General features: G+C 61.3%; 20 protein-coding genes. 13 read left to right on the forward strand and 7 right to left on the reverse strand.

Annotated elements, in window-relative coordinates; translation table 11 throughout:
- Positions 1–345: 345 nt before the first annotated feature.
- The 4 genes from cml to FFM81_RS13285 all read left to right on the forward strand — a co-directional run bounded on the left by cml (position 346) and on the right by FFM81_RS13285 (position 4,497).
- Positions 346–1,530, forward strand: coding sequence for a CmlA/FloR family chloramphenicol efflux MFS transporter (cml, locus tag FFM81_RS13270; RefSeq protein WP_138384849.1), 1,185 nt, complete (start codon positions 346–348; stop codon positions 1,528–1,530).
- Between the two features lie 217 nt (positions 1,531–1,747).
- Positions 1,748–2,710: an agmatinase gene (gene speB, locus FFM81_RS13275; protein WP_003573978.1), complete on the forward strand. Its 963-nt coding sequence runs from the start codon at positions 1,748–1,750 to the stop codon at positions 2,708–2,710.
- A gap of 58 nt (positions 2,711–2,768) precedes the next feature.
- A complete protein-coding gene (gene argC, locus FFM81_RS13280; RefSeq protein WP_003573980.1) occupies positions 2,769–3,701 on the forward strand; it encodes an N-acetyl-gamma-glutamyl-phosphate reductase in 933 nt (310 codons plus the stop codon).
- A gap of 4 nt (positions 3,702–3,705) precedes the next feature.
- Complete coding sequence (locus FFM81_RS13285; protein WP_138384848.1) at positions 3,706–4,497, forward strand: sulfite exporter TauE/SafE family protein; 792 nt, start codon at positions 3,706–3,708, stop codon at positions 4,495–4,497.
- Positions 4,498–4,520: 23 nt separating this feature from the next.
- Here the strand turns inward: FFM81_RS13285 and FFM81_RS13290 are convergent, their stop codons facing one another.
- A complete protein-coding gene (locus tag FFM81_RS13290; RefSeq protein ID WP_138384847.1) occupies positions 4,521–5,624 on the reverse strand; it encodes a COX15/CtaA family protein in 1,104 nt (367 codons plus the stop codon).
- Between the two features lie 115 nt (positions 5,625–5,739).
- On the opposite strand from FFM81_RS13290, the gene FFM81_RS13295 reads away from it, so the two are divergent.
- Both FFM81_RS13295 and FFM81_RS13300 read left to right on the forward strand, forming a co-directional pair.
- Positions 5,740–5,949: a DUF2842 domain-containing protein gene (locus tag FFM81_RS13295; protein WP_003573983.1), complete on the forward strand. Its 210-nt coding sequence runs from the start codon at positions 5,740–5,742 to the stop codon at positions 5,947–5,949.
- Between the two features lie 119 nt (positions 5,950–6,068).
- Entirely contained in the window at positions 6,069–7,310 is a 1,242-nt protein-coding gene (locus FFM81_RS13300; protein ID WP_128398477.1) for a GNAT family N-acetyltransferase, read from the forward strand.
- Positions 7,311–7,344: 34 nt separating this feature from the next.
- Here FFM81_RS13300 and FFM81_RS13305 read toward each other — a convergent pair whose 3' ends face one another.
- Complete coding sequence (locus FFM81_RS13305; protein ID WP_138384846.1) at positions 7,345–9,519, reverse strand: GumC family protein; 2,175 nt, start codon at positions 9,517–9,519, stop codon at positions 7,345–7,347.
- Positions 9,520–9,709: 190 nt separating this feature from the next.
- On the opposite strand from FFM81_RS13305, the gene FFM81_RS13310 reads away from it, so the two are divergent.
- Genes FFM81_RS13310 through FFM81_RS13325 form a run of 4 tightly spaced genes read left to right on the forward strand, consistent with a single transcriptional unit; the run spans position 9,710 to position 14,308 of the window.
- A complete protein-coding gene (locus FFM81_RS13310; RefSeq protein ID WP_003573986.1) occupies positions 9,710–10,285 on the forward strand; it encodes a polysaccharide biosynthesis/export family protein in 576 nt (191 codons plus the stop codon).
- A 3-nt stretch (positions 10,286–10,288) separates the two neighbouring features.
- Positions 10,289–11,458, forward strand: a complete 1,170-nt coding sequence (locus FFM81_RS13315; RefSeq protein ID WP_138384845.1) for a glycosyltransferase family 4 protein — start codon at positions 10,289–10,291, stop codon at positions 11,456–11,458.
- 55 nt (positions 11,459–11,513) lie between these two features.
- Positions 11,514–13,079, forward strand: a complete 1,566-nt coding sequence (locus tag FFM81_RS13320) for an undecaprenyl-phosphate glucose phosphotransferase (RefSeq protein WP_138384844.1) — start codon at positions 11,514–11,516, stop codon at positions 13,077–13,079.
- Complete coding sequence (locus FFM81_RS13325; RefSeq protein ID WP_128398474.1) at positions 13,076–14,308, forward strand: O-antigen ligase family protein; 1,233 nt, start codon at positions 13,076–13,078, stop codon at positions 14,306–14,308. Before FFM81_RS13320 ends, FFM81_RS13325 begins: the two co-directional genes overlap by 4 nt.
- Positions 14,309–14,359: 51 nt before the next feature.
- On the opposite strand, the gene FFM81_RS13330 is transcribed toward FFM81_RS13325, so the two are convergent.
- From FFM81_RS13330 to FFM81_RS13340, 3 genes are all read right to left on the reverse strand, one after another.
- Complete coding sequence (locus FFM81_RS13330; protein WP_003573990.1) at positions 14,360–15,190, reverse strand: carbohydrate ABC transporter permease; 831 nt, start codon at positions 15,188–15,190, stop codon at positions 14,360–14,362.
- Positions 15,190–16,083, reverse strand: coding sequence for a carbohydrate ABC transporter permease (locus FFM81_RS13335; protein ID WP_138384881.1), 894 nt, complete (start codon positions 16,081–16,083; stop codon positions 15,190–15,192). The genes FFM81_RS13330 and FFM81_RS13335 overlap by 1 nt, the downstream gene beginning before the upstream one ends.
- Before the next feature lie 131 nt (positions 16,084–16,214).
- Positions 16,215–17,549 (reverse strand): extracellular solute-binding protein, encoded by a 1,335-nt coding sequence (locus tag FFM81_RS13340; RefSeq protein ID WP_138384843.1) that lies wholly within the window; start codon positions 17,547–17,549, stop codon positions 16,215–16,217.
- A gap of 177 nt (positions 17,550–17,726) precedes the next feature.
- On the opposite strand from FFM81_RS13340, the gene FFM81_RS13345 reads away from it, so the two are divergent.
- Positions 17,727–18,341, forward strand: coding sequence for a GNAT family N-acetyltransferase (locus tag FFM81_RS13345; RefSeq protein WP_003573994.1), 615 nt, complete (start codon positions 17,727–17,729; stop codon positions 18,339–18,341).
- A gap of 20 nt (positions 18,342–18,361) precedes the next feature.
- Here FFM81_RS13345 and FFM81_RS13350 read toward each other — a convergent pair whose 3' ends face one another.
- Entirely contained in the window at positions 18,362–20,119 is a 1,758-nt protein-coding gene (locus tag FFM81_RS13350) for a glucosidase family protein (RefSeq protein ID WP_138384842.1), read from the reverse strand.
- A 362-nt stretch (positions 20,120–20,481) separates the two neighbouring features.
- Between FFM81_RS13350 and FFM81_RS13355 the strand changes: the two genes are divergently transcribed.
- Together FFM81_RS13355 and FFM81_RS13360 are read left to right on the forward strand one after the other, a co-directional pair.
- A complete protein-coding gene (locus FFM81_RS13355) occupies positions 20,482–21,663 on the forward strand; it encodes an ROK family transcriptional regulator (protein ID WP_128398472.1) in 1,182 nt (393 codons plus the stop codon).
- A gap of 49 nt (positions 21,664–21,712) precedes the next feature.
- Positions 21,713–22,006: a helix-turn-helix domain-containing protein gene (locus FFM81_RS13360; RefSeq protein WP_003574000.1), complete on the forward strand. Its 294-nt coding sequence runs from the start codon at positions 21,713–21,715 to the stop codon at positions 22,004–22,006.
- A 95-nt stretch (positions 22,007–22,101) separates the two neighbouring features.
- On the opposite strand, the gene FFM81_RS13365 is transcribed toward FFM81_RS13360, so the two are convergent.
- A complete protein-coding gene (locus tag FFM81_RS13365; RefSeq protein ID WP_029872887.1) occupies positions 22,102–22,314 on the reverse strand; it encodes a hypothetical protein in 213 nt (70 codons plus the stop codon).
- Positions 22,315–22,339: the final 25 nt, after the last annotated feature.

A 22,339-nucleotide genomic window follows, 5' to 3' on the forward strand; every position in this document is an offset into this window, starting at 1 on the left:
CCGGCTGTCAGGAGCGAATCTGCAACCCGGCCTTGCATAGGCAGTCGTGTCATTTTCTGCAAGTCTGACTTTTAGAAATAATTCTACTAAACCATCGCTTTTATCGAGATAGCGGCGCAGGAGGCTGGAGCGCGCTGTTGCAGAACCCCGGCTGCATTGCTAGACAACGGGTAAAGCGCTTCAGGAACGACGGAGCCGCAGTCAGGGGCGCATGATGGGAACAACCAAATCCGCAGACAAATAGGCCGCAACAACTGCCCTGTTGTTGCGGCGTCTGTCTGGCCAATCCCGATACTGATGAGACAGATCGCCGCCGAATGAAATCATTTGAGCGGGTTCTTTCCCATGTCTTATCCAAAAATTCAGCGCTGGACCTATTCGGTGCCAGCAGCCTTGGCGTTGATGGCGCCTTTCGACATCCTGGCCTCCCTCGCCATGGATATCTATCTGCCGGTTGTGCCTGTTATGCCGAAGGCACTCGGCACCTCACCTGAAGTCATCCAGCTGACCCTCAGCCTCTATATGCTGGTGCTGGGCGCCGGGCAGATCGTCTTCGGCCCGATGTCCGATCTTGTCGGACGACGACCCGTGCTGCTCGCAGGAACGGCACTCTTTGCCATTTCCTCCTTGCTGCTTGCCGGCTCCTCGTCGGCATCGCTCTTCGTGGTGCTACGATTGCTGCAGGCCATCGGCGCCTCGGCAGCGCTCGTCGCAACCTTCGCAACCGTGCGTGACGTTTACGCCGGGCGTCCCGAAAGCAGCACCATCTATGGCCTTCTCGGCTCTATCCTCTCCTTCGTGCCTGCTTTGGGCCCGATCGCCGGAGCCTTGATCGCCGATCATTTCGGCTGGCGCGCCATCTTCCTGGTCCTCGGCCTGCTATCGGTTGCCGCCCTTTTCAACGCCGGTAAGCGCTGGCATGAAACCCGCCCCAACGCCACCGCGAAGATCGCTGTCCGCCCGATCCTCACCAGCTTTCCCTTCTGGGTCTATACATCAGGCTTCAGCGCCGCGATGGGCGCCTTCTTCATCTTCTTCTCGACGGCGCCCCGTATCCTGATCGGTAAGGCCGGTTTCTCCGGTATCGGCTTCAGCCTCGTCTTCGCCACGGTGGCGCTCGTGATGATCGTGACAGCGCGGTTCGCCAGAGACTTCATCATGCGCTGGGGCATTGCAGGCAGCCTTGCCAGAGGCATGGCGATACTGCTTCTCGGCGCCATTCTACTTACCTTCGGAGAGTTGTTTCTGCAGCCTTCCCTGATGAGCTTCGTCGTGCCGATGTGGGTCATCGCGATAGGCATCGCCCTTGCGACGGCAGTCACCGCCAACGGCGCGCTCGACGCCTTCGGCAATACGGCAGGCACCGCGGTCGCGTTGTATTTCTGCGTTGAGAGCATCATCGTCGGCTTTGCCGGAACCGTGTTCGTGCTTCTGCTCGGCGGCGACAGCGCCTGGCCGCTCGTCGGCTATATCTGCGTGACGGCGCTGACGACGCTTTCTGGATTGTGGTCCCTGCGAGGACCGGCCTGATAGGCAGAAGGACGGTCGCTCGGTGACGACGAGCGGCCGTCATCCGAACGATTGCTTGAAATCTGCCCGCGCCTCGCCTACCCCTTTCTGCGCGTGAGCGGATCGCCATTTCCTTCGCGTGAGACCGGCCGTCCGCCCGGCGTCGAATGGCGCCTTGCAATGCAGCGTCCGCATCGAACGCGACCGTGGATCTGCGACCCGAAAAATGGAGCATGACTTGGCGAACAGATCGATTGACCACGCCTTCACGGCGACCAGCCTTACCTCCGCCGCCGGCGACCCGACCTTTGCCGGAGCGCTGTCTTTCATGCGCCGCCGCTTCACCAAGGAGCTTGCCGGCGTCGACGTTGCCGTCTGGGGCATTCCCTTCGATGCCGCGACCTCGAACCGGCCAGGCACACGCTTCGGGCCGCAGGCAATCCGCCGGGCTTCGGCGATCTTCGACAATGATCCGCAATATCCGTTCAACCGCGATCTCTTTACCGAGATGGCGGTGATCGACTACGGCGACTGCCTGCTCGACTACGGCAATCACCAGGATACGCCCGCGGCCATCGAACGCCAGGCGAACGCCATCCTCGACAGCGGCGCCTTCCTGCTGACGCTCGGCGGCGATCACTACATCACCTGGCCGCTGCTGAAAGCCCACGCGGCAAAACATGGGCCGCTTGCCCTTGTGCAATTCGATGCCCACCAGGATACCTGGTTCGACGAAGACCGGCGCATCGACCACGGCTCCTTCGTGGCCCGCGCCGTCCGCGAGGGCATCATCGATCCCGACCGCTCGATCCAGATCGGCATCCGCACCCATGCGCCGGAGGATTGCGGAGTCAATATTCTCTACGGCCATCAGGTCGAGGAGATGAGTGCCGGCGATATCGCTTCGGCGATCATCTCCCACACCCGCGGTGCGCCTGCCTATCTGACCTTCGATATCGATTGCCTCGATCCGGCCTTTGCGCCGGGTACCGGCACGCCGGTTGCCGGCGGCCCGTCGAGCGCCAAGATCCTCTCGGTGCTGCAGCGCCTGCACCAACTCGATATCCGCGGCGCCGATATCGTCGAGGTATCGCCGCCCTACGACCATGCCGATATCACCGCCATTGCGGGGGCAACAGTGGCGATGTATATGCTTGGCCTTCATGCCGAGCGACACGCCATCGCCGTGTCACAAGGCTGACTTATCATCTCAAAGTGAATCCGGAAATCTTCTGAACTCATTGAAAGCGCAGGTTAACATGGCACCGAAAATCTTCATCGACGGCGAACACGGCACGACGGGTCTGCAGATCCGCACGCGCATGGCCGGCCGCCGCGATGTCGAGCTTCTGTCCATTCCCGAGGCCGAGCGGCGCAACGCCGCCATGCGCGAGGACATGCTGAACGGCGCCGACATCGCCATTCTCTGCCTGCCCGACGACGCCTCCAAGGAAGCGGTTCAGATGGTTTCGGGCAACAACAACGTCCGTGTCATCGACACCTCGACCGCTTTCCGCGTCAATCCGGGCTGGGCCTATGGCTTTGCCGAAATGGACGGCGCGCAGGCCGACAGGATCAAGGCCGCCCGTTTCGTCGCCAACCCCGGCTGCTATCCGACGGGCGCGATTGGTCTTATCCGGCCGCTGCGCGCGGCCGGCATCCTGCCGGACGGTTATCCGGTGACGGTCAACGCGGTCTCCGGTTATACCGGCGGCGGCAAGCAGATGATCGCGCAGATGGAAAATCCCGGTCACCCGGATGCGATCACCGCGCCGCATTTCCTCTACGGCCTGCCGCTCACCCATAAACATGTGCCTGAAATGACCGTGCATGGCCTGCTCGACCGCGCCCCGATCTTCTCGCCATCGGTCGGCAAGTTCGCGCAGGGCATGATCGTGCAGGTGCCGCTGCATCTCGGCGATCTTGCCGAGGGCACGACGATGGAAAGCATCCATGCCGCCCTCGCCGCCCATTATGCCGGACAGGACATCGTCACCGTCGTGCCGCTTGCCGAAAGCAAGGCCCTGCCCCGTGTCAACGCCGTCGAACTCGAAGGCAAGGACACGATGAAGCTCTTCGTCTTCGGCACATCAGGCGCTTCGCAAGTCAATCTGGTGGCGCTGCTCGACAATCTCGGCAAGGGCGCCTCGGGGGCCGCCGTGCAGAACATGGACCTGATGCTCGCCTCCTGACATCATGACGCTCGATGCGCTTATCGCCGGCGTGCACGCCTGGTTTGCCGCCGCCCTGCCCGACCATGGCGTCTACGCGCTGATGGCCTTTGCCTTCATCGCCGGGCTCGCCCGCGGCTTTTCGGGCTTCGGCGCCGCACTGATCTTCGTTCCGCTTGGCGGCGCGATCGTCGGCCCAAAACTTATCTCACCGATCCTGCTCGTCATCGACGGCATTGCGTCACTCGGGATGATCCCGCCGGCCTGGCGCGGCGCAAACCGGCGAGAAGTTTTCGTCATGGCGGCAGGCGCTGCGCTCGGCGTGCCGGCCGGCACGGCGATACTGGCGTTTCTCGACCCGCTGCTCTTGCGCTGGAGTATCACCATCATCGCCATCTGCCTGCTTGCGCTGCTGGTCTCGGGATGGCGTTACCATGGGGAGGCGTCCGCACCGCTCACCAGCGGCGTCGGCCTGATCGCCGGGCTTTTCAGCGGCGCAGCACAGCTCGGCGGGCCGCCTGTCGTCGCCTACTGGCTTGGCGGCAAGAGCGACTTCACACGCGTCAGGGCCAATGTCGTCCTCTATTTCTCGATCTCGTCGGTGTTCAGCGCCATCAGCTATTATTTCGGCGGACTGTTCGTGCCTGCCGTCTTCGCGCTCACCGTCGTCATCCTGCCAAGTTATGCGATCGGGCTCTACGGTGGCTCCAAACTCTTCGGGCTTGCCGAGGAGCGGACCTTCCGCATCGCCTGCTATATCCTGATCGCCGCTGCGGCGATCATCGGCATGCCGCTGCTCGATGGGGTGCTGCGTTAGAGCCCGATCCCATCGTCTGGCGCTCAATCTTGCTCGGCAATTGCCGTCCCGTGCGGGTATTCGCCGTAAAAGCCGCGCCAGTTGGCGACGGCGAAACCGAAAACCGCCAGGGCGCCGGCCTGATGCAGCAGGCCCCAGTGAAGCGGCACCTGCATCAGCAGCGTGGCGATGCCGATCGCCGCCTGCAGCGTCACCAGCGCAAAGAGCACGACGGCGCGGCGGGCATGAGTGGTCCAGGCTGCGGCGCGAAGCGCGATCACCATATTGATCAACGTCAATGCGAAGAGCGTATAGGCGCCGATGCGGTGGATGAACTGCACCGTCTTCGGGTTCTCGAAGGCATTGATCCAGAAGGGCTGCTGGATCAGCAGATCCGACGGGATGACGGCGCCGTCCATCAGCGGCCAGGTATTGTAGGAAAAACCGGCGTCGAGCCCGGCCACCAGTGCGCCGAGATAGATCTGAAACAGCGCGAAAATGGCAATTATGGCAGCAAAACCGCGCGAGTTGCGGGCCGGCGCCGGATCATCCGAATGTGGCGAGAGACCGCGCATGATCCACATGCAGCCGGCAAAGATCAGGCAGGCCATGACGAGGTGCGTCGCCAGCCGGTACTGGCTGACGTCGGTGCGCACGGAGAGGCCTGACGATACCATCCACCAGCCGATGAAACCCTGCAGGCCGCCGAGCGCCAAGATGCCCAGAAGCGGCCAGCGCAGCCGCTTTTCGATCCGCCCCGTCAGCCAGAAATAGAGGAGCGGCAGCGCGAAGATCACGCCGATGCCGCGGGCGATCAGCCGGTGCGCCCATTCCCACCAGAAGATGCCCTTGAACTCATCGACGGTCATGGAGCTGTTCAATTGCTCAAATTCCGGAATGCGCTGGTAGAGGCGGAATTCCTCCTCCCATTCGGCAGCCGACAGCGGCGGGATGACGCCGTGGATCGGCTTCCATTCGGTGATAGACAGGCCGGAATTGGTCAGGCGCGTGGCGCCGCCGACCAGCACGAGACAGAAGAGCGCCAAAAGCACGAAACCAAGCCAGAAGCGCAAGGCGCGGCGGTCGCGGTTCTGCTTGCGCACTTCGCTGAGAATCGCCTGTTCCGTGGTCGGGTTTGCGACGGCCATGATGTCTCCTTCTATCCGGCAGTTGATTTGCCCCACCGGCTCATGCAAAACAAGCCCCGAACCTTTGCGGCATGCCGTCGCGCCGGTTCGTCCCGTTCCCGCCGAGAGATAATTGATGCCCGTCCGCCTCCGCAAATTCATCGGCACGATCCTCATCATCGTGCTCGTGCTGGTCTATGCGCTGGTGGCGAATACGATCGCGGTGGCAACGCTCGGTAACGCGCCCTGGTGGGGGCATCTGCTCTATTTCCTGCTCACCGGTCTGCTCTGGGTCCTGCCGGCGATGGTGATCATCAAATGGATGGCCGGACCGCGGCAGCAATAGGCCATTAACGGCCGAATAACCGTGATCGGTGGAAAACCTCGCCCCTCGCCTGCGAATAAACCAAATATACGTCCTGCATTCCTACCTTCCCGCTCAGCATTCTTGACCGGAGAAAAGCCGTGCAGACGCAAAAGCTCGATGTTCATGAACAGCCGTCGAAGGACGGGGCGCTGGCCCAAACGGCCATTTCACGCCTGCGTCAGCTGAGCATGAAACTCGCCATGGCCGAAGTCCATATCGAAGTCTTCGACGCAATGCAGCCGTTGGAGAACGACTGGCGGGCGCTGGAGCGCGACAATCTCCAGTCCCTGCATCAGAGCTATGACTGGTGCGCCGCCTGGGTGAGCGCCTTTCAGCGGCCGCTGGCGATCCTCAAAGGCACCTATGCCGGAGAGACGGCTTTCATTCTGCCGGTCGAAATCGTCAAGTCTCGTGGGCTCGCCGTCGCAAAATTCATCGCCGCCGATCACAGCAACATCAATACCGGGCTGTTCTCGGAAGGCTTTGCTGAAACTGGTGGGAGCATCGATCCTCGCGACTTCGCCGGCCGGCTCCAGCAGGCGCTGAAGAGCCGCGCCGATCTGCTGCTGCTGCAGAACATTCCGCTGGAATGGCGCGGGCGTCACAGCCCGCTTGCGGGCCTGCCGATGGTGCAGAACCAGAATCATGCCTACCAGCTGCCGTTCCTCTCCAGCTTCGAGGACACGCTGAAGCAGCTCAATGCCAAGAACCGGCGCAAGAAATTCCGTGTTCAGTCGAAACGCCTCGAGGCGGCCGGCGGCGTCGAATACGTCATCCCCGAGACTTTGGCGGAGCAGCACCGCCTGCTCGATATCTTCTTCCGGCTGAAGAGCGCCCGCTTCGCCAGCCTCGGCCTGCCCGACGTCTTCGCCGACAGGGAGACCCAAGCCTTCCTGCATGGCCTTATCGACAAGCTAGATGATGCCAACCGATATTTTGGGCTGCAGATGCATGTGCTGCGGCTCAACGGCGGGCACGAAGAGCGGATCGCCGCGATTTCAGGGATTTCGCGCAAGGGCGACCACATCATCTGCCAGTTCGGCGCGATCGATGAAGAGCTCGTGCCGGATACCAGCCCCGGCGAATTCCTCTATTGGCAGACCATATCGGGACTGCATGGCAAGGGTGTGGCGCTGTTCGATTTCGGCCTCGGCGACCAGACCTACAAACGGTCCTGGGCGCCGGTGGAGACCGCGCATTACGACGTGGTCCTGCCCGTCTCGCCGTTCGGCGTCGCCGCCGGTGCGGCGCACCGGATCGTCACCCGCGGCAAGGCGCATATCAAGGCGCGCCCGAAGCTCTACAAATTCGCCCAGGGTATCCGGGCACGGTTCGGCTGAGCGATTGAAGCGATACGCCTTAAATCTTTGAATTTTATGCCGCCTGACCGAGCGTCTGCTCGGCCCCGTCGCCGCCCGACATCAGCACGACGCGTTCGTAGCCCGCAGCCTGGAATTCCGTCATCAGGGCGACGAAGATCGTCTCCTCGACCTCAGGAAGGGAGAGGATGATCTCGACATCCCGGCTGCGCGTCAGCCGCGAGACGCCGGCGACATCGGCCGAACCGCATTCGACCACCACGAGGTCATAGGCGGCGGCCAGCGCATCGAGCAGCAGCGATAGCCGGTCGACCCCGCGCATGGCGCGGCGAACGTCGCTCTGGCCCTGCGGGATCAGATGGGCATCGGACAGACGATCGCTGTGGATCGTGTCGCCGAAGGCGGCCTCGCCGCACAAGAGATCGGTGACGCCAGGAGCGGCCTGGTCTTCGGCCATCAGTTCTGTGGGATAACCGGAACCGGTCATGTCGATCAGGATGACGCGGCGGCCGGCATCGGCGAGCATGCGGGTCAGCAAAACCGTTGCCGCCGAGCCGTTGTCACCGGTCGGAGATATCGCGATGGCCAGCGGTGCGCGGCTGCCCGTCAGATAATCCGCAACGGAGGCGACGGAGAATTCATTCTCGTCCTGCAGCGGCTGCTCGGCGGCCTCGCTGTCTTCGATCGCGTCCTGTTCGTCTTCATCGCCGACAATGGCGAGCATGCTCGGCTGGATGGGCTTTCTGACGGCAGCGACAACCGGAGCGGCCTGCGGCGCATGCCTCTCCTCGACAAGGGTTTCCGCCTCCATCGTCTCACGAGCCCCATCGAGCGGCCGGAGCGCTCGGCCGCTGAACAGTTCGGCCAGCATGGTGACGATGGCGCTCAAGATCAAAGTCGCGACGGCAGCGACGATGACGATCGGCACCACCTTGGGGAAATAGGGATCGACCGGCTCGATGGCCTTGGAAACGATACGCGCATCGGCCGGGCTCGAATTGCTGTCGGCGCGGGAAGCGGCCTCGCGGTAGCGCACCAGATAGGTTTCGAGCAGCTGGCGCTGGGCCGTCGCCTCGCGCTCCAGCGCATTGAGGCCGACCTCGTCCTCACCGGCGCGGGCGCTGTTGGCCTGCACCGTGTCCGACTGGCGCTCGAGCTCGCTGGCGCGGAGATCCGCGACCTTGGACTCGTTCTCGATGCTCGTCAGAATCTTCTGCGTTTCCTGACGGATCTGGGTGCGGATGTCGGCGAGCTGGGCCCGCAGGCTTTTCAGCCGCGGATGATTGTTGAGAAGGCTGGTCTGCAGATCCGAGATCTGCGACTGCAGGCCGGATTCCGTCGCTTTCAGCCGCTGGATCGCCTGAGAGGACATGATGTCGGGCAGCGTATCGGAGGCCTCGCCCGAAGACAGCGCATTGCGCACCGCTTGCGCCCTCGCCTCGGCATTGGCCTTGTCGCCGCGCACGCGGGTCAACTCGGCGGAGATATCGTTCAGCTGCTGGGCCGGAAAGGTGGTCGTGCCATTGGTCTGCAACAGCCCGTGGGAGGTGCGGTATTCGGCAACTTTCTTCTCGGCTTCGCTGACCTTGCGGCGCAGACCTTCGATCTCCGGCTCCAGCCAGCGCGTCGCTTCCGAATTGGAATCGAGCTTGGCGCCGCTCTGGGTCGACAGATAGACATTCGCCATAGCGTTCGGAATAGCGGCAGCGAGCTTCGGATCCTTCGAGGTGAAACTGATGCCGATGACGCGTGAACCAGGCACCTGGTAGACCTGCAGGCGTTCGACGAAGGCATCGATCACCCGCTCTTCCGGCGGATTTTCCAGCGGGTTCTTCTTCAAATGCAGCTTTACCAGGATGCTGCTCATTGCAGAGCCGTTGGCGGCATCGTCGAATTCCGGCAGGTTATAAAGCTTCAGGTCGTTGATGACCTTCTTGAGGAGATCGGCCGATTGCAGCAGCTGCACCTGGCTGGCGATATTCAGTTCATCCATCAGCGGGCCGGCGCCGGCGTCATTGACCTGCTGGGTGCTGGCGAAGGCGGGCGCGCGGGGTTCAATCAGGATGCGTGTTTCACTGCGATATTGCGGCGACATGATCTTGGCGCCGGCAAAGGCGACGCCCGCCCCTATGAGGGTAATCGTCAAAATCCGCAGACGGCGCGCCCAGACGGCGCGGACCAGCTGGCCGAGGTCGATGTCCACATCCTGATCACGCGCTACGCCGGACATGCTCTTACTCCACAACAAAGGTGCCGCAAGCGTAAACGACCATGGTAACTCAACGGTTAATGGCAATCTTGCCGAGCAATGAGCAACTTCGGTGATGGAGCGCGGGAAATTGCCAGCGGCCTTTACCGGGCATTAACCCTAACGGATCGATAACGGCTCTACCAAGTTCATTTTCTGTGAGCACGAACGGATGTCTGTCGTCCAGCCCAAGATCCTTCTGGCCCTGAGCCTTGCAGCCATGACGGCAGCATTGGGCGGCTGCACGACGTACAAACCGGCACCGAAAGCCTTTAACGAGGCGACCATCCAGCCCTATACGCTGGATAGCGGCGACCGGCTGCGCGTTACCGTCTTCGACCAGCAGAGCCTGACCAACACCTACACCGTGGATCAGGCCGGTTATATCGCCTTCCCGCTCATCGGCCAGGTCCCTGCCCGCGGCCGAACCCTACAGCAACTCTCGGGGCAGATCGCCCAGAAACTGCAGCAGGGCTATCTTCGCGATCCCGACGTCACCATCGATGTCGATCGCTATCGTTCGATCTTCCTGATGGGTGAAGTCGGCCAGCCCGGCCAGTATGCCTATGTCCCCGGCATGACCGTACAGAATGCCATCGCGGTTGCCGGCGGCTTTACCAGCCGCGCCAACCAGAGCATGGTCGACGTCACCCGCAAGATCAACGGACAGGTGCTGACCGGCCGCATCAACATATCGGGGCCGATCATCGCCGGCGACACGATCTACGTTCGCGAACGGCTGTTCTGAGCGATGGCAACACAGAAGCCGCTCCGCATTCTCCATTGCTTCAGATCGCCGGTCGGCGGAATTTTCCGCCATGTCCGCGATCTGGTCGAGGAGCACAGCAGGGCCGGTCATCATGTCGGCATCCTCTGCGACAGCTCGACCGGCGGCGAGTATGAGGACAGCCTGTTCGACGATATCCGTCCCTATCTCTCGCTCGGCCTGACACGCGTGCCGATCCGGCGTTCGATCAGCCCGTCCGACCTGGCGACGATGTGGGATACATACAAGAAAATCAAAAGTTTGCGGCCGGATGTGCTGCACGGACACGGCGCCAAGGGCGGCGTGCTCGCGCGACTTGCCGGCTCAGCTCTGCGGGTGAACAGGTATCGCGTAGCCCGCCTCTATACCGCGCATGGCGGAAGCCTGCATTATTCGCGTTCCTCGCTCGGTGGACAGTTCGTCCTCAGGATGGAGCGCCTGCAGGAATATTTCACCGATGCGCTGGTTTTCATCTGCGAGTATGAGCGCGACACCTATGCGCGCAAGGTGGGCAAGCCGCGGACGAAGACGAGACTGATCTATAACGGCATCGCCGAGCGCGATTTCGAGCTGATCCCCACCCGGTCGGATGCCGTGCATTTCATCTATGTGGGCATGCTACGGGACCTCAAGGGTCCCGATCTGTTTGTAGATGCCTTCGCCAAGACCGAACGGTTGCTCGGCAGGCCGCTATCGGCGCTGATGATCGGCGACGGGCCGGATCGCGACCGCTACCGCGAGATGATGGTCGAACGCGGCCTCGGCAAACGCATCGGCATGCTGCCGGCGATGCGGGTCCAAGAAGCCTTCTCCATGGCGCAGAACCTCGTCGTTCCCTCGCGCGCCGAAGCCATGCCCTATATCGTGCTCGAGGGGCTCGGGGCCGGCAAGACGATCATCGCCAGCCGTGTCGGCGGCATTCCCGAGGTGCTCGGCCCCGACAGCGCAGCCCTGGTGGAGGCCGGCAATTCCGACGATCTCGCCCGCGTCATGGCGGAAACGCTGAGCACGCCCGACTGGCACGCCAGGACGATGCCGAAGCCCGAGGCGGTGAAGGCGGTGTTTTCCTCCGCCGTCATGGCGCGCGATGTCCTGAAATTGTACCACGAGCTCGTCGATCCCACTGCCGGCCGAGCAATGCCCGCCGCCCCGTAAATCTTTCTTAGGGGCTTTCTGCTACTTCGCTGGGTGACAACGAGCGAAAAGCCCCATGAACAAGCTGGAAAAAGGCGATCAATTCGACGTGGAAGCACTGCGCAAGCAGGTCTCCGACATCGATGCGCGCGGCGACGCGGGTCAGGAAAAACCGTCCGACCCGACCGAAATCAACCCCTATGCCCGGCAGATCGCCGAACAGTTCCGCGACGGAACCAATTCGCCTGTGATTATCATCGGGCAATTGCGGCTGCTGGAATTCCTGGCGCTCTTTTCGATCGCCCTGATCGCCCACTATTTTTGGCCCGGCGACGGCTACGATTCATCGCTGGTGCGGGCCGGCATGGCAGCGGTCGCCTCGGCCTTGACCGTCATCGGCCTGCAGCTTGCCGACACCTATACCATTCCGGCGCTTCGGGCCAAACTGCGCCCGATCCCGCGCATCCTGGCGTCGTGGACGATCGCGATTCTCTTGACCGTCGGCCTGTTCGCGCTGGTTCGCGGCACCACATGGGCGATGGTCGTCGACGCCTATATGCCCTGGTTTACGGCCGGCGCTCTCTTCCTTGCGGCCGAGCGTTTCCTCGTCGCCTACGGCATCCGCAACTGGGCGCGCAACGGCATCATGGAGCGCCGCGCCGTCATCGTCGGCGGCGGCGAGCCGGCCAAGGAGCTGATCCGCATCCTCGAACAGCAGGATGACAACGACATCCGCATCTGCGGCATCTTCGACGATCGCGGCGAAAAACGCTCGCCGATCATGGTCGCCGGCTATCCGAAGCTCGGCACTGTGGCCGAACTGGTCGAATTCGTGCGGCTGACACGCATCGACATGCTGATCATCGCCCTGCCGCTTTCAGCCGAGGCGCGTATCTACGACCTCTTGAAGAAACTCTGGGTGTTGCCGGTCGACATCCGCCTTGCCGCGCATGCCAACCGGCTGCGCTTCCGGCCGCGCGCCTATTCACATGTCGGCTCGGTGCCGATGCTCGACATTTTCAAGATGCCGATCCGCGACTGGGATTCGGTCGCCAAGCGCGGCTTCGATATCTTCTTCACCCTTGTCGCGCTGGCCCTGCTCTGGCCGGTGATGGTGGCGACGGCGATCGCCATCAAGGCGACCTCCGAAGGCCCTGTTTTCTTCATGCAGAAGCGGCATGGCTTCAACAACGAAATCATCAACATCTTCAAATTCCGCTCGATGTACACCAATATGGCCGACCCCACAGGCAAGGCCGCGGTGACCAAGGCCGATCCGCGTGTCACCCGCGTCGGCCGTATCATCCGCAAGAGCTCGATCGACGAATTGCCACAGCTTTTCAACGTGCTGAGAGGCGAACTTTCGCTGGTCGGCCCGCGCCCGCATGCCGTGCTCGCCCAGGCCCGCGATCGCGCCTTTTCCGATGTCGTCGAGGGGTATTTCGCCCGCCACCGCGTCAAGCCCGGGGTCACCGGCTGGGCGCAGATCAATGGCTGGCGCGGCGAGGTGGACAATGACGAGAAGATCAAATTCCGCACCGCCTACGACCTCTATTACATCGAGAACTGGTCGCTCTGGTTCGATCTCAAGATCCTGTTCCTGACGCCGATCCGGCTGCTCAACACGGAAAACGCCTATTGAGCGCGATCGAGGCGACATATCCCCGTGTCGCCCAGCCGCAGCGGATGGCGCTGCGCCTGATCGGCTCGGCCTTCGTCGCCTTCGGCGTCTTCCTCTCCGGTTTCGTGATCGACGAGCCGGCGCCCTACGAACTCTGGATGGCGGGACTGATCGGCCTCTGGTTCATCCTCGGCCTCAGGATTTCGCGCGGCGTCGCACCGCTGCTTGCGCTGCTGCTCACCTTCAACATCGGCGGCATGCTGTCGCTGACGCAGATGAAGGATCTGGCGACCGGGCCGATGTATATCGCCGTGTCGACCTTCCTGGCGCTGACGGCGGTCTTCTACGCCGCCATCATCGAGGACAGCCACAAGCGGCTGCCGCTGATCTTCAACGCCTGGACCTTCGCCGCCGTCGCCACTTCTGCACTCGGCATACTCGGCTATTTCCACGCCTTTCCGGGCGCTGAGATCTTCACGCTCTATGACCGCGCCAAGGGCGCCTTCCAGGACCCGAACGTCTTCGGTCCCTTTCTCGTGCCGCCATCGCTCTATCTCGTCCATGGCATCCTGGTGGGCGACCTGAAGAAATCGCCGTTGAAGGCTCTCGCCCTGCTCGTGCTGGCGCTCGGCATCTTCCTGTCCTTTTCCCGCGCTGCCTGGGGGCTCTTCGCCCTCGGCGTGGTGCTGTTGATTTTCATCATGCTGCTGAAGGAGCGCAGTGGCGCCTTTCGCCTGCGAGTCCTGGTGCTGTCGCTGGCGGCTATCATCATGCTGGTCGCCTCGCTGCTGGTGGCGCTGCAAATCCCGAAGGTCGCCGAACTGTTTTCGGCGCGCGCTCAGCTGGTGCAGCAATATGACGGCGAACATCTCGGCCGCTTCGAGCGCCACCGGATCGGCTTCACCATGATGATGGAGCGTCCGCTCGGCATCGGCCCGCTGGTGTTCGGCACGATGTTTCCCGAGGACGAGCACAATATCTGGCTGAAATCACTCACCACCTATGGCTGGCTCGGCTTCGTCAGCTATGTCGGCATGCTTGTCTGGACGCTCGCGCTCGGCTTCCGATACCTGTTGCTCGACCGGCCGTGGCAGCCCTTTCTGATGATCGCCTGGATCTCGGTCCTCGGCCATGCGACCATCGGCAACGTCATCGATATCGACCACTGGCGCCATGTCTATCTGCTCCTCGGCACCGTCTGGGGCTGCGCAGCGCTAGAAGTGCGCCATAAGCGCGGCCAGAGGCAATAGCGCCTGCGGCGCTGGAGATGCGCCACAAGCGCGGCCGGAGGCCGTAGCTGCTTATTTCGTCGCGCCTGCCGTCAAGCCGGCAATAAATCGCCGCTGGAAAACCAGATAGGTCAGGATGAGGGGGAAGATCACGATCACCGCGCCGGCGGTCAGCACCGGCGTATTCACGGTGTAACGCCCCTGGAAAAACAGCATGCCGAGCGGCAGCGTCCGATAGGCGTCGTCATTGACCAGAATGAACGGAATGAGAAATTCGTTCCAGGTCCAGATGAACAGGAAGAGCGCCAGCGTCGACATGGCCGGTATCATCAGCGGGATAACGATCTTGCGCAGGATATGAAGGCGTCCGGCGCCATCGAGGACTGCCGCTTCGAGAACCTCCTCCGGCAGTTGCTGCATAGCACTGGCGAGGAAGATCGTTGAGAAGGGTATCGACATGGCGATCTGCGGCACGATGAGGGCTGCATAGGTATTGATCAGCCCAAGATAGCGCATTTCGTAATAAAGCGGGATGATGAAGGCTTCCGCCGGCACCATCATGCCGAGCGTCAGGATGGCGAACAGCGAGCGCCGGAACGGAAATGACAGGTAGGCGAAGGCAAAACCGGTCAGCAGGCCCAAGAAGACGCTTGCGGCCACCACGGGGATGACGACGACGATTGAATTCCAGAAGTAAATGTTGAAATGCCCGGCATTCCAGGCATCGACATAATTTTCGAAATGCGGATAGGCCGGGAGGGCGAATGCGCCTTTCAGAACGTCAGCCTTGCTCTTTATCGAGGTCAGCAACAGGAGCAGGAACGGGATGATCGTTACGAAAGCAAGAAGCCAGAGCACGATGCGGAGGAAGAGCGCGGCGGGGATATTCGACGAGCGGCCCATCAAGCCAATCCTTTGCTTCTCGAGCCCACCAGCCGGTGAATTGCATAGTTGATTGCGAAAGTCAGCAAGGCGCCGACAATGGCGATGGCGGCGGCAGCGCCGAACCGATTGAGCTCGAAGCCGAGCTGGTACATGTAAATATTCGGCACGAGCGTCGCGTTGGCGGGTCCACCCCGGGTCATCGTGAAAATCAGGTCGAAGCTCTTGATCGAGGCGATCACCGTCAGCAGCAGAACCACCCTTATCTCAGGCATGAGAAGCGGCAGCGTTATCCAGAAAAAGGTCTTTCGCCCCGACGCGCCGTCGACCTTGGCAGCGTCGAAAAGCGACGGGTCAATGCGCTGAATTCCGGTCAGGAAGATGACCATGCAAAAACCGAAGAAATACCAGGTGGCAACGGTCCCGACTGCGGGAAGCACAAAATTGAAATCTCCGAGCCAGGGCAATGCGAACCTGCCCAATCCGACCGCTCTCAGAAACTGGTTGAACGGGCCGAATGCCGGATTGTAGAGCCATGCCCAGATGATGCCCAACACGGCCGTCGGCATGATGTAAGGCAGGAACAGGAACGTTCTGAGGGCGAGCTGCTCGCGTTGCTTCAGATTCCACACACAGGCAGCAAGCGTGATGCCGAACACGAGCGGCAGGACGCAGTAGAAGATCATCAGCTCGGCATTGTTACGCAAGGCAATGTAGAAACGGCTGTCGGAAAAGAGATCGGCGTAATTGCCGAGGCCAACCCATCTGGGCATGGTCAAGCCGTCCCAACTGGTCAGGCTCAAACCCAAGGCCGCGACAATCGGCCCAAAGACAAAAGCCGTATAAAGCAGCAATCCAGGCAATAAATAGATGAAATTGGTCTGTTGCGGGCCATCCAGTGCGGAACGTTTCATCCAGTACCCCATGAAGCCAAAGCTCTGGTCATCGCGCAGCAAGCCGTGAGCTCGCAACGTTCATTTTCATATGATGAACAGGACACCGGTCGGACCGCCGAATGGGCAGTCGTGACCGGCGTCCGCGCGTCTTATTTCTTATCCTTCAAATACGCCTGATAGTCCTTGTCCATGGCATCGACAAAGGCTTCGGGCGTGATCTTGCCGGACAAGAGAAGTGGCGTGTTGTCGTCGATTGTCTTCAGCATCGTCGGGCTCGACCAATCGGGGTAATGGCCGAGCGCATCGTTGGCATTGAGCGTCTTCCACATCTCGATGCCGGAGGTCAGGAGCGGCGTGAGCTTGGGCTTTGCATCCGCCGGCAGCGATGTTGCCGGGAGATAACCTGCGGCGGCCCAGCTTTCAGCGGCCTTTTCGGACACCATATAGTCGATGTACTCGCCGGCCAGGTCCTGCTTCGCCTTGTCTTTAGCAAGGCTCGTGATTGCCCAGGCCAGATCCACGCCGCCAACGCTCATGGGTTTGGCGACACCCTTCGGAGCGGGAATGGCCATGAAGCCGATATCCGGATTGTTTTGCATGTCTCCGAAGTACCAGGTTCCGGAGATCAGGAAGGCGCCCTGCCCCGAGATGAAAAGCTGGACGGCGTCGTCACCCGAGATGCCTTCGAAGCCGGGATAGAAATAGCCGCCTTGCGCCCATTCCTGCACGAGTTTGGCCGATTCGATGTTCCCTTTGGTGTTCCAAGAGCCGCCCTTGCCGTAGATCAGGTCGTCAAGCTCGGCGCGATTGCCCGCGTCGATATGTGCCTGGTCGATGGCGCCGATCATATGCAGGGCCAGATGCTGCTTGGCGGACCCCATCATGAAGGGCGCAACACCTTTTTCCTTCAGCTTGTCGAGATCGGCCAAAAGCTCCTCGAAGGTCTTTGGCAGCGTCACGCCCGCGTCCTCGAGGATCTTCTTATTGTAGTAAAGGCCGACGATCTCGCCGAGACCTGATATGCCGTAGGTCTTGCCGACCCCGAATTTGGTCCCTTCCCAGCGGTCTCTGGCAAGCACGGATTCCGACTGCCGCTTATCCCAGCCATATTTCTGGATGTACTCGTCAACCGGCAGGAGCAATCCTTCCTTGACCATTGCGCCCATGTCGCCGGCGCCTTGGTTCACCTTGGTGATAACAGGACCATCGCCTGCCGAAACTGCAAGCTTCAGCGTCAACTTCATGTCATCGAAGGTGCGCGCAGTGCGTTTGATCGTGACACCGGGATGGGCGGCTTCGAACTCCTTGTTCAGTTGCTCGATGACCGCGCTCTGGCCTTCGAAGGTCTGGTCGTCCCACACGGCCAGATCGTCGGCCCGGGCGGCGGAAAGACCGAAACTCACAAGCGCCGCGCCGGCAAGCGCGACAGCTGCTTTCAATCGGTATGCTGGCAGTATGCTGATCGATTTCACGGTTCTTTTCATCTGCTCCACCTCATTTGGTTTATTCTCCACTCCCCATCCGAGCCTCGCACCTGGCGCCGGCCGAACGTTTTCTTTCCCCAGAGCTTTGCCTGGTCGGCGAATCTGAGGTAATCGTCAGTGCATCGGCACCTCTCGCGATCCAGAATGACAAAGCGCCACGCAGGAGGTGGCAAAGCGATGGACAGCAACTGCTTCATCCGCCCGGCGACTGAAGCCGATATCGACGCTCTTTTCGACATTTGCCTGAAAACCGCCAATGGCGGCGAGGATGCCAGTGCGCTTTACAGCGACCCGCATCTGCCCGGTTACATCTGGTCGGTACCCTATCTCAAATTCGCCAGAGACTTTGCCTTTGTCCTGGTTCAGGGCAACCGGCCGGTCGGTTATGTCGTCGGTGTGCCCGATACCAGCAGGTTCGACAAAGACCTGCAAGCAAACTGGTGGCCGTTCGTCCGCCGGGAGATCGCCGGCCTGACACCCGGCCGTCCGCGCGATGCGGACGTGATCGAACGAATTCAAAATCCGCGCAGCGGAACGACGTGGCTTCAAGACGACTACCCGGCGCATCTTCACATCAACATCCTTCCCGGACTTCAGGCCGGCGGCTGGGGACGGAGGATGATCAGCACCGAGCTTGAAGCGCTCCGCAATCACGGTGTCGCAGCGGTGCATCTCGGGGTCGATCCAAACAACGAACGCGCCAGAGGTTTCTACCGTCATCTTGGCTTTTCCGAACATGAACGCGATGGCTCCGTCGCCTTCGCCATGCGGATCGATCAAGGATCCGACTAGAACCGACCGAGCCGCCATGTTCATGAGATTGGCTCCGCATTTGCGGCGTCAAGCCCATATTTCAAAACGACCGCTGCCGGCATGGCACTCCAGCCCTGAAGCAGGGAGCCGCGCCCATAGGGCGGCGAGAAATATTCCACCGCTCCCATCCAGCCATTGTCGAGGCAGATTTCCCACCAGCGCGTCAGAGCGTAGCGCGCGCCGCCAAGTCCGTGGCGAAGACGTTCTTCGGCATAGGCGCCATCCCAATAGGGCCAGTCCGAGCCATTGTGGTAGCGGTAGGGAAACGCGGTCTTGGATCGCAGATCGCTTGGCCGCTTGAATGGCGGGTAGGCGCACATCACACCCCAGCTGCCGTAGGGCTGCTCCTGATTGTTGCGCGTTTCCAGTTGGCTTTCAAAGGCTCTCAGCAAGCCAACGGCCTTTTGTTTTGAAATTGCGTCGAACCGCGACAAGGTCAGGCTGTCGAGAGCCAGATGATCCTCGACAAAGGCGGCAGGCGTTCCATAGTCGATATATCCACCGGTTGCCGGGACGAAGAGCTTGGCCTCAATTTCCTGGCGGGCAAGACGTGCAGTCCTGCCTGCGCGTTCGGCAAGCGTCGGATCAAGACTGTCGCCAAGCCTTGCCACCGCATCCATGGCGCCGACGAAAAGACCGAGATCATAAGAGACCAGCCCGTCACGATAGACGTTGTCGGCCCAGTCCCGGTCATTGCGCGGTTTCACGGGAAGAACGCTGTCAGGACCGGCCAGGTCGAGATAACGATCTGCAATGGCTCTGACCGTTGGCCAGTGCGCCTGCACCTCGGCCAGGTCCTTCGTTGCCCTGAAATAATCATCGATGAAAAGAATGAAGAAAAGCGGGCTGTCGAAGTGGTCGCTCCACCAGTCTTGCGGACGGTTGTGGTATTCAGGAACGGCCTTTTTATGGGTTTTGGGATTGGCCTTGCTGTCTTCGACAAAGCGCTGCCACGCCTCTGATTGCGCAGGCCCCGTCAAGATCACGCCGCTCGGGGCTTCTCCATCCGGCTGCACCCCCTTGGCAAGCAGCCGGATCTCGTCACGCACCGCCTCGGGTGCAAGCGTCAGGAGGGGCTGCATCGTCCAATAGCCATCGCGGTAATAGGTCCGCGCCGGAGCGCTGTAGGCCTGGCCCGCGGCAAGGCCGGCAAAGGCGCCGTTTTCCTCGCGCCGGATGCTGGAAAGGGCGGCATGGATCCCCTGGCTGACCATGCTGCGCATCAGCGGATCGGCCTCGGGCGCCAGATCGCAACACGCGACATATTCGGCGGCTTCGGCAATGATCGCGTCGCTGGTGAGGGCGAGAGCCCTCTCGGCTTCGTCTCTCGAGGCGCCGACTGCAATGCGCAGATCGGACCCGAGAAGGTCCACGATCAGCACACCCCAGCCCATTTCGGCAGTCTGCCGATGTTGGTCCCGCGTGACCCGCACCCTCTCGCCTTGCCCATCCGGCTCATGCCACCAGGCGCAACGACGCGCCGGATATAGGCCTTGAAGGCGGACGCCGCTGATCAGCATTGCCGGCAGCGACTGCGCGACGAATATGCCGCCATGCCTGGAGACCATGCGGTTCGGCGCATAGGTAAAAGGGCCGGCGATGGCAGAAAACCGCACGCGCCCCAGACTGCCGGCGCCCCACAAAGCGAGATCAGCATATCCGTCCGGATGAACATCCGCCTGAAGCCGCGGCGCCATGACAGGCAGTAAAACGCCTTGTTCGGCGGAAAGCTGTCCATCGGTCAAGGGCTTTATCATGGATAAAACCCCGACAGCCAAGTTGAAGAGGCTGCATAACGCGAAAACGAAAAATAGAGGGACGAGCCGGGGCCTGCTCCTCTTCGAGCGACCTTGGCGAGCGCGCGGCTATCCAGACAATGCGGGTGGCGCATACTTGTCCTCGACCTCTTTGTTTCGTCGCGCATTTCATTGCACGTTGATATCAGCCTACAGGCGACCTCCCATTTGTCAAGGACATAGACAAATTGCTGCCTTGCATGTATTAAAATCCCGTAAGCTGACGCAATTGAACTGCAGCCTTCCCTTTTCCGATCGCTGTGGATCAATTATCGGCCCTTAATTAGGTATATGCTCCGAACTAATTGGAACGAGCTAGCCGGATGGCACCGACACTTTCTACCGCCCAGACTCCCATCGCGCGAAAAATCTCAACCCATGCCGTGATCCGGACCGTGTTGGCCCACGGGTCGATCTCCCGCGCCGATATTGCCAAGCTGACCGGACTGTCGAAGCAGACGATTTCCGATGTCGTGCGCGACCTCGAGGATGCTGGATGGCTGAAACCTGTGGGCCAGACCGATGGTCGCCCGGGCCGAAATGCCATTACCTATGAAATCAACGCGAGGGCTGGTCTCGCCGTCTCCATCGATCTCGGCGGCACCAAGATCGACGCGGCGATCTGCGATCTATTGGGCAACATCGTTGCCGAAACCAAAGTGGCCACTGACCCGCGCGGCGGGTTGCATCTCGTCAATCAGTTCAGCGACCTTATCTCTGAACTCGCGCTTGTTGCCGGAACGACCGCCGACAAGCTCCGTGTCGTCGTTCTGGGCAGTCCCGGCGTGCTCGATCCGGCCACCGGCCATATCAATGTGGCGCCGAATATCCCCGGCATCGACGCGATCAATCTGCGGCAGGTCTTCAGCGACAGAATGGGCATGCCGGTGATCGTCGAAAACGACGTCAATCTCGCGGCGCAGGGAGAGCGATGGCGGGGACACGGTGCCGAGAGCGGCAATTTTGCTTTCATTGCGCTCGGAACGGGAGTCGGCATGGGCATCATCGCCAATGGCGCTCTGTTGCGCGGCGCGCGTGGCGCGGCCGGCGAGATCGCCTATCTTCCGATCGGCGGCGATGTTTTTGATCCCGGCGGGTTTACGCTTGGAACCTTTGAGAGCGCGGTCGGCAGCGTCGCGATGTTACGCCGCTACACCGGTTTCGGCGGGCGTAACGCTTCCACCGTCGCCGATCTCTTTGTCGCCTTCAATGCGGGAGAGACCAGCGCCGTCGCCGCAATCGACGAGACGGCAAGACTGGTGGCGGTCGCCATTGCCGCCATCGGTGCAACTCTCGATCCCGAACTGGTGATCACCGGCGGCAGCATCGGCGCGAGACCGGAACTCGTAGACGCCATCCGACATTTCCTGCCGCGTTGCACGCCTTATCCGCCGCGCATCGAGATAAGCCGCTTTGGCAACCGGGCCGCCCTCATGGGAGGCATGGGGGTCGCCGTCGAGCGCATGCACGACGATCTGTTCGGCGTGAAATTGAAGGAGGTTTGATCGGCCTGCGCCACTTGAGAAGTGCGGCAAATGCGCTAGATTTTCCGCCATGATAACAGCCACACAGATACGCGGCGCACGCGCCATGATCGGAATGAGTATCGAAGAGCTCGCCGCCGCAAGCGGCCTGCCGGTCGAGACCGTCGCGGCGCTGGAAAACGGCGAGTTTGCGGGCGAACCGCACGCGCTGTTCGATGTGCGCAGCACGCTCGAGGCGAACGGCATCATCTTCCTGTCGAGCGGCAATCAGGATGAAGGCGGCCCCGGCATCCGATTGCGAGCACGCACCATGACCGACGATGGGATCCGGCCGGAAAACCTCAATGCCGCCAACGACGATTAGAAGCTATGCGATCGGCCTCACCGCTGGAAAACAAAGCGCAGGCGATCGCGATGAGCATCGGCAACAACGGTGTCTCGATCGAGCAGAACTGAGCGTCAGAGATAGGTTTTTGCCAGATCGGCGAGCTTGCCGCCGTCCTTCACGCCCTGCCTGTAGAGCTGAATGATGACCGCACCGATCCGCTCGGCCTCAGGTGTTGTCCTGGCCAGGCCGCGCTCATCGCAGACCTTGTCGAGCACCTGCGAAAGCAAATCGAGATCTTCCGAAAACAGCGGTAAATCATGCGGATGAATTGATGATCGTAACATCACGCCGCATTCCCTCCGAGGGCAA

The sequence above is a fragment of the Rhizobium hidalgonense genome, assembly GCF_005862185.2.
Classification (GTDB): Bacteria; Pseudomonadota; Alphaproteobacteria; order Rhizobiales; family Rhizobiaceae; genus Rhizobium; species Rhizobium hidalgonense.

Coding starts and splice junctions, on each gene's coding strand:
- cml (WP_138384849.1), top strand. CDS start 346: ATGTCTTATCCAAAAATTCAGCGCTGGACCTATTCGGTGCCAGCAGCC.
- argC (WP_003573980.1), top strand. CDS start 2,769: ATGGCACCGAAAATCTTCATCGACGGCGAACACGGCACGACGGGTCTG.
- FFM81_RS13285 (WP_138384848.1), top strand. CDS start 3,706: ATGACGCTCGATGCGCTTATCGCCGGCGTGCACGCCTGGTTTGCCGCC.
- FFM81_RS13290 (WP_138384847.1), bottom strand. CDS start 5,624: ATGGCCGTCGCAAACCCGACCACGGAACAGGCGATTCTCAGCGAAGTG.
- FFM81_RS13295 (WP_003573983.1), top strand. CDS start 5,740: ATGCCCGTCCGCCTCCGCAAATTCATCGGCACGATCCTCATCATCGTG.
- FFM81_RS13305 (WP_138384846.1), bottom strand. CDS start 9,519: ATGTCCGGCGTAGCGCGTGATCAGGATGTGGACATCGACCTCGGCCAG.
- FFM81_RS13310 (WP_003573986.1), top strand. CDS start 9,710: ATGTCTGTCGTCCAGCCCAAGATCCTTCTGGCCCTGAGCCTTGCAGCC.
- FFM81_RS13315 (WP_138384845.1), top strand. CDS start 10,289: ATGGCAACACAGAAGCCGCTCCGCATTCTCCATTGCTTCAGATCGCCG.
- FFM81_RS13320 (WP_138384844.1), top strand. CDS start 11,514: ATGAACAAGCTGGAAAAAGGCGATCAATTCGACGTGGAAGCACTGCGC.
- FFM81_RS13330 (WP_003573990.1), bottom strand. CDS start 15,190: ATGGGCCGCTCGTCGAATATCCCCGCCGCGCTCTTCCTCCGCATCGTG.
- FFM81_RS13335 (WP_138384881.1), bottom strand. CDS start 16,083: ATGAAACGTTCCGCACTGGATGGCCCGCAACAGACCAATTTCATCTAT.
- FFM81_RS13340 (WP_138384843.1), bottom strand. CDS start 17,549: ATGAAAAGAACCGTGAAATCGATCAGCATACTGCCAGCATACCGATTG.
- FFM81_RS13345 (WP_003573994.1), top strand. CDS start 17,727: ATGGACAGCAACTGCTTCATCCGCCCGGCGACTGAAGCCGATATCGAC.
- FFM81_RS13350 (WP_138384842.1), bottom strand. CDS start 20,119: ATGATAAAGCCCTTGACCGATGGACAGCTTTCCGCCGAACAAGGCGTT.
- FFM81_RS13355 (WP_128398472.1), top strand. CDS start 20,482: ATGGCACCGACACTTTCTACCGCCCAGACTCCCATCGCGCGAAAAATC.
- FFM81_RS13360 (WP_003574000.1), top strand. CDS start 21,713: ATGATAACAGCCACACAGATACGCGGCGCACGCGCCATGATCGGAATG.
- FFM81_RS13365 (WP_029872887.1), bottom strand. CDS start 22,314: ATGTTACGATCATCAATTCATCCGCATGATTTACCGCTGTTTTCGGAA.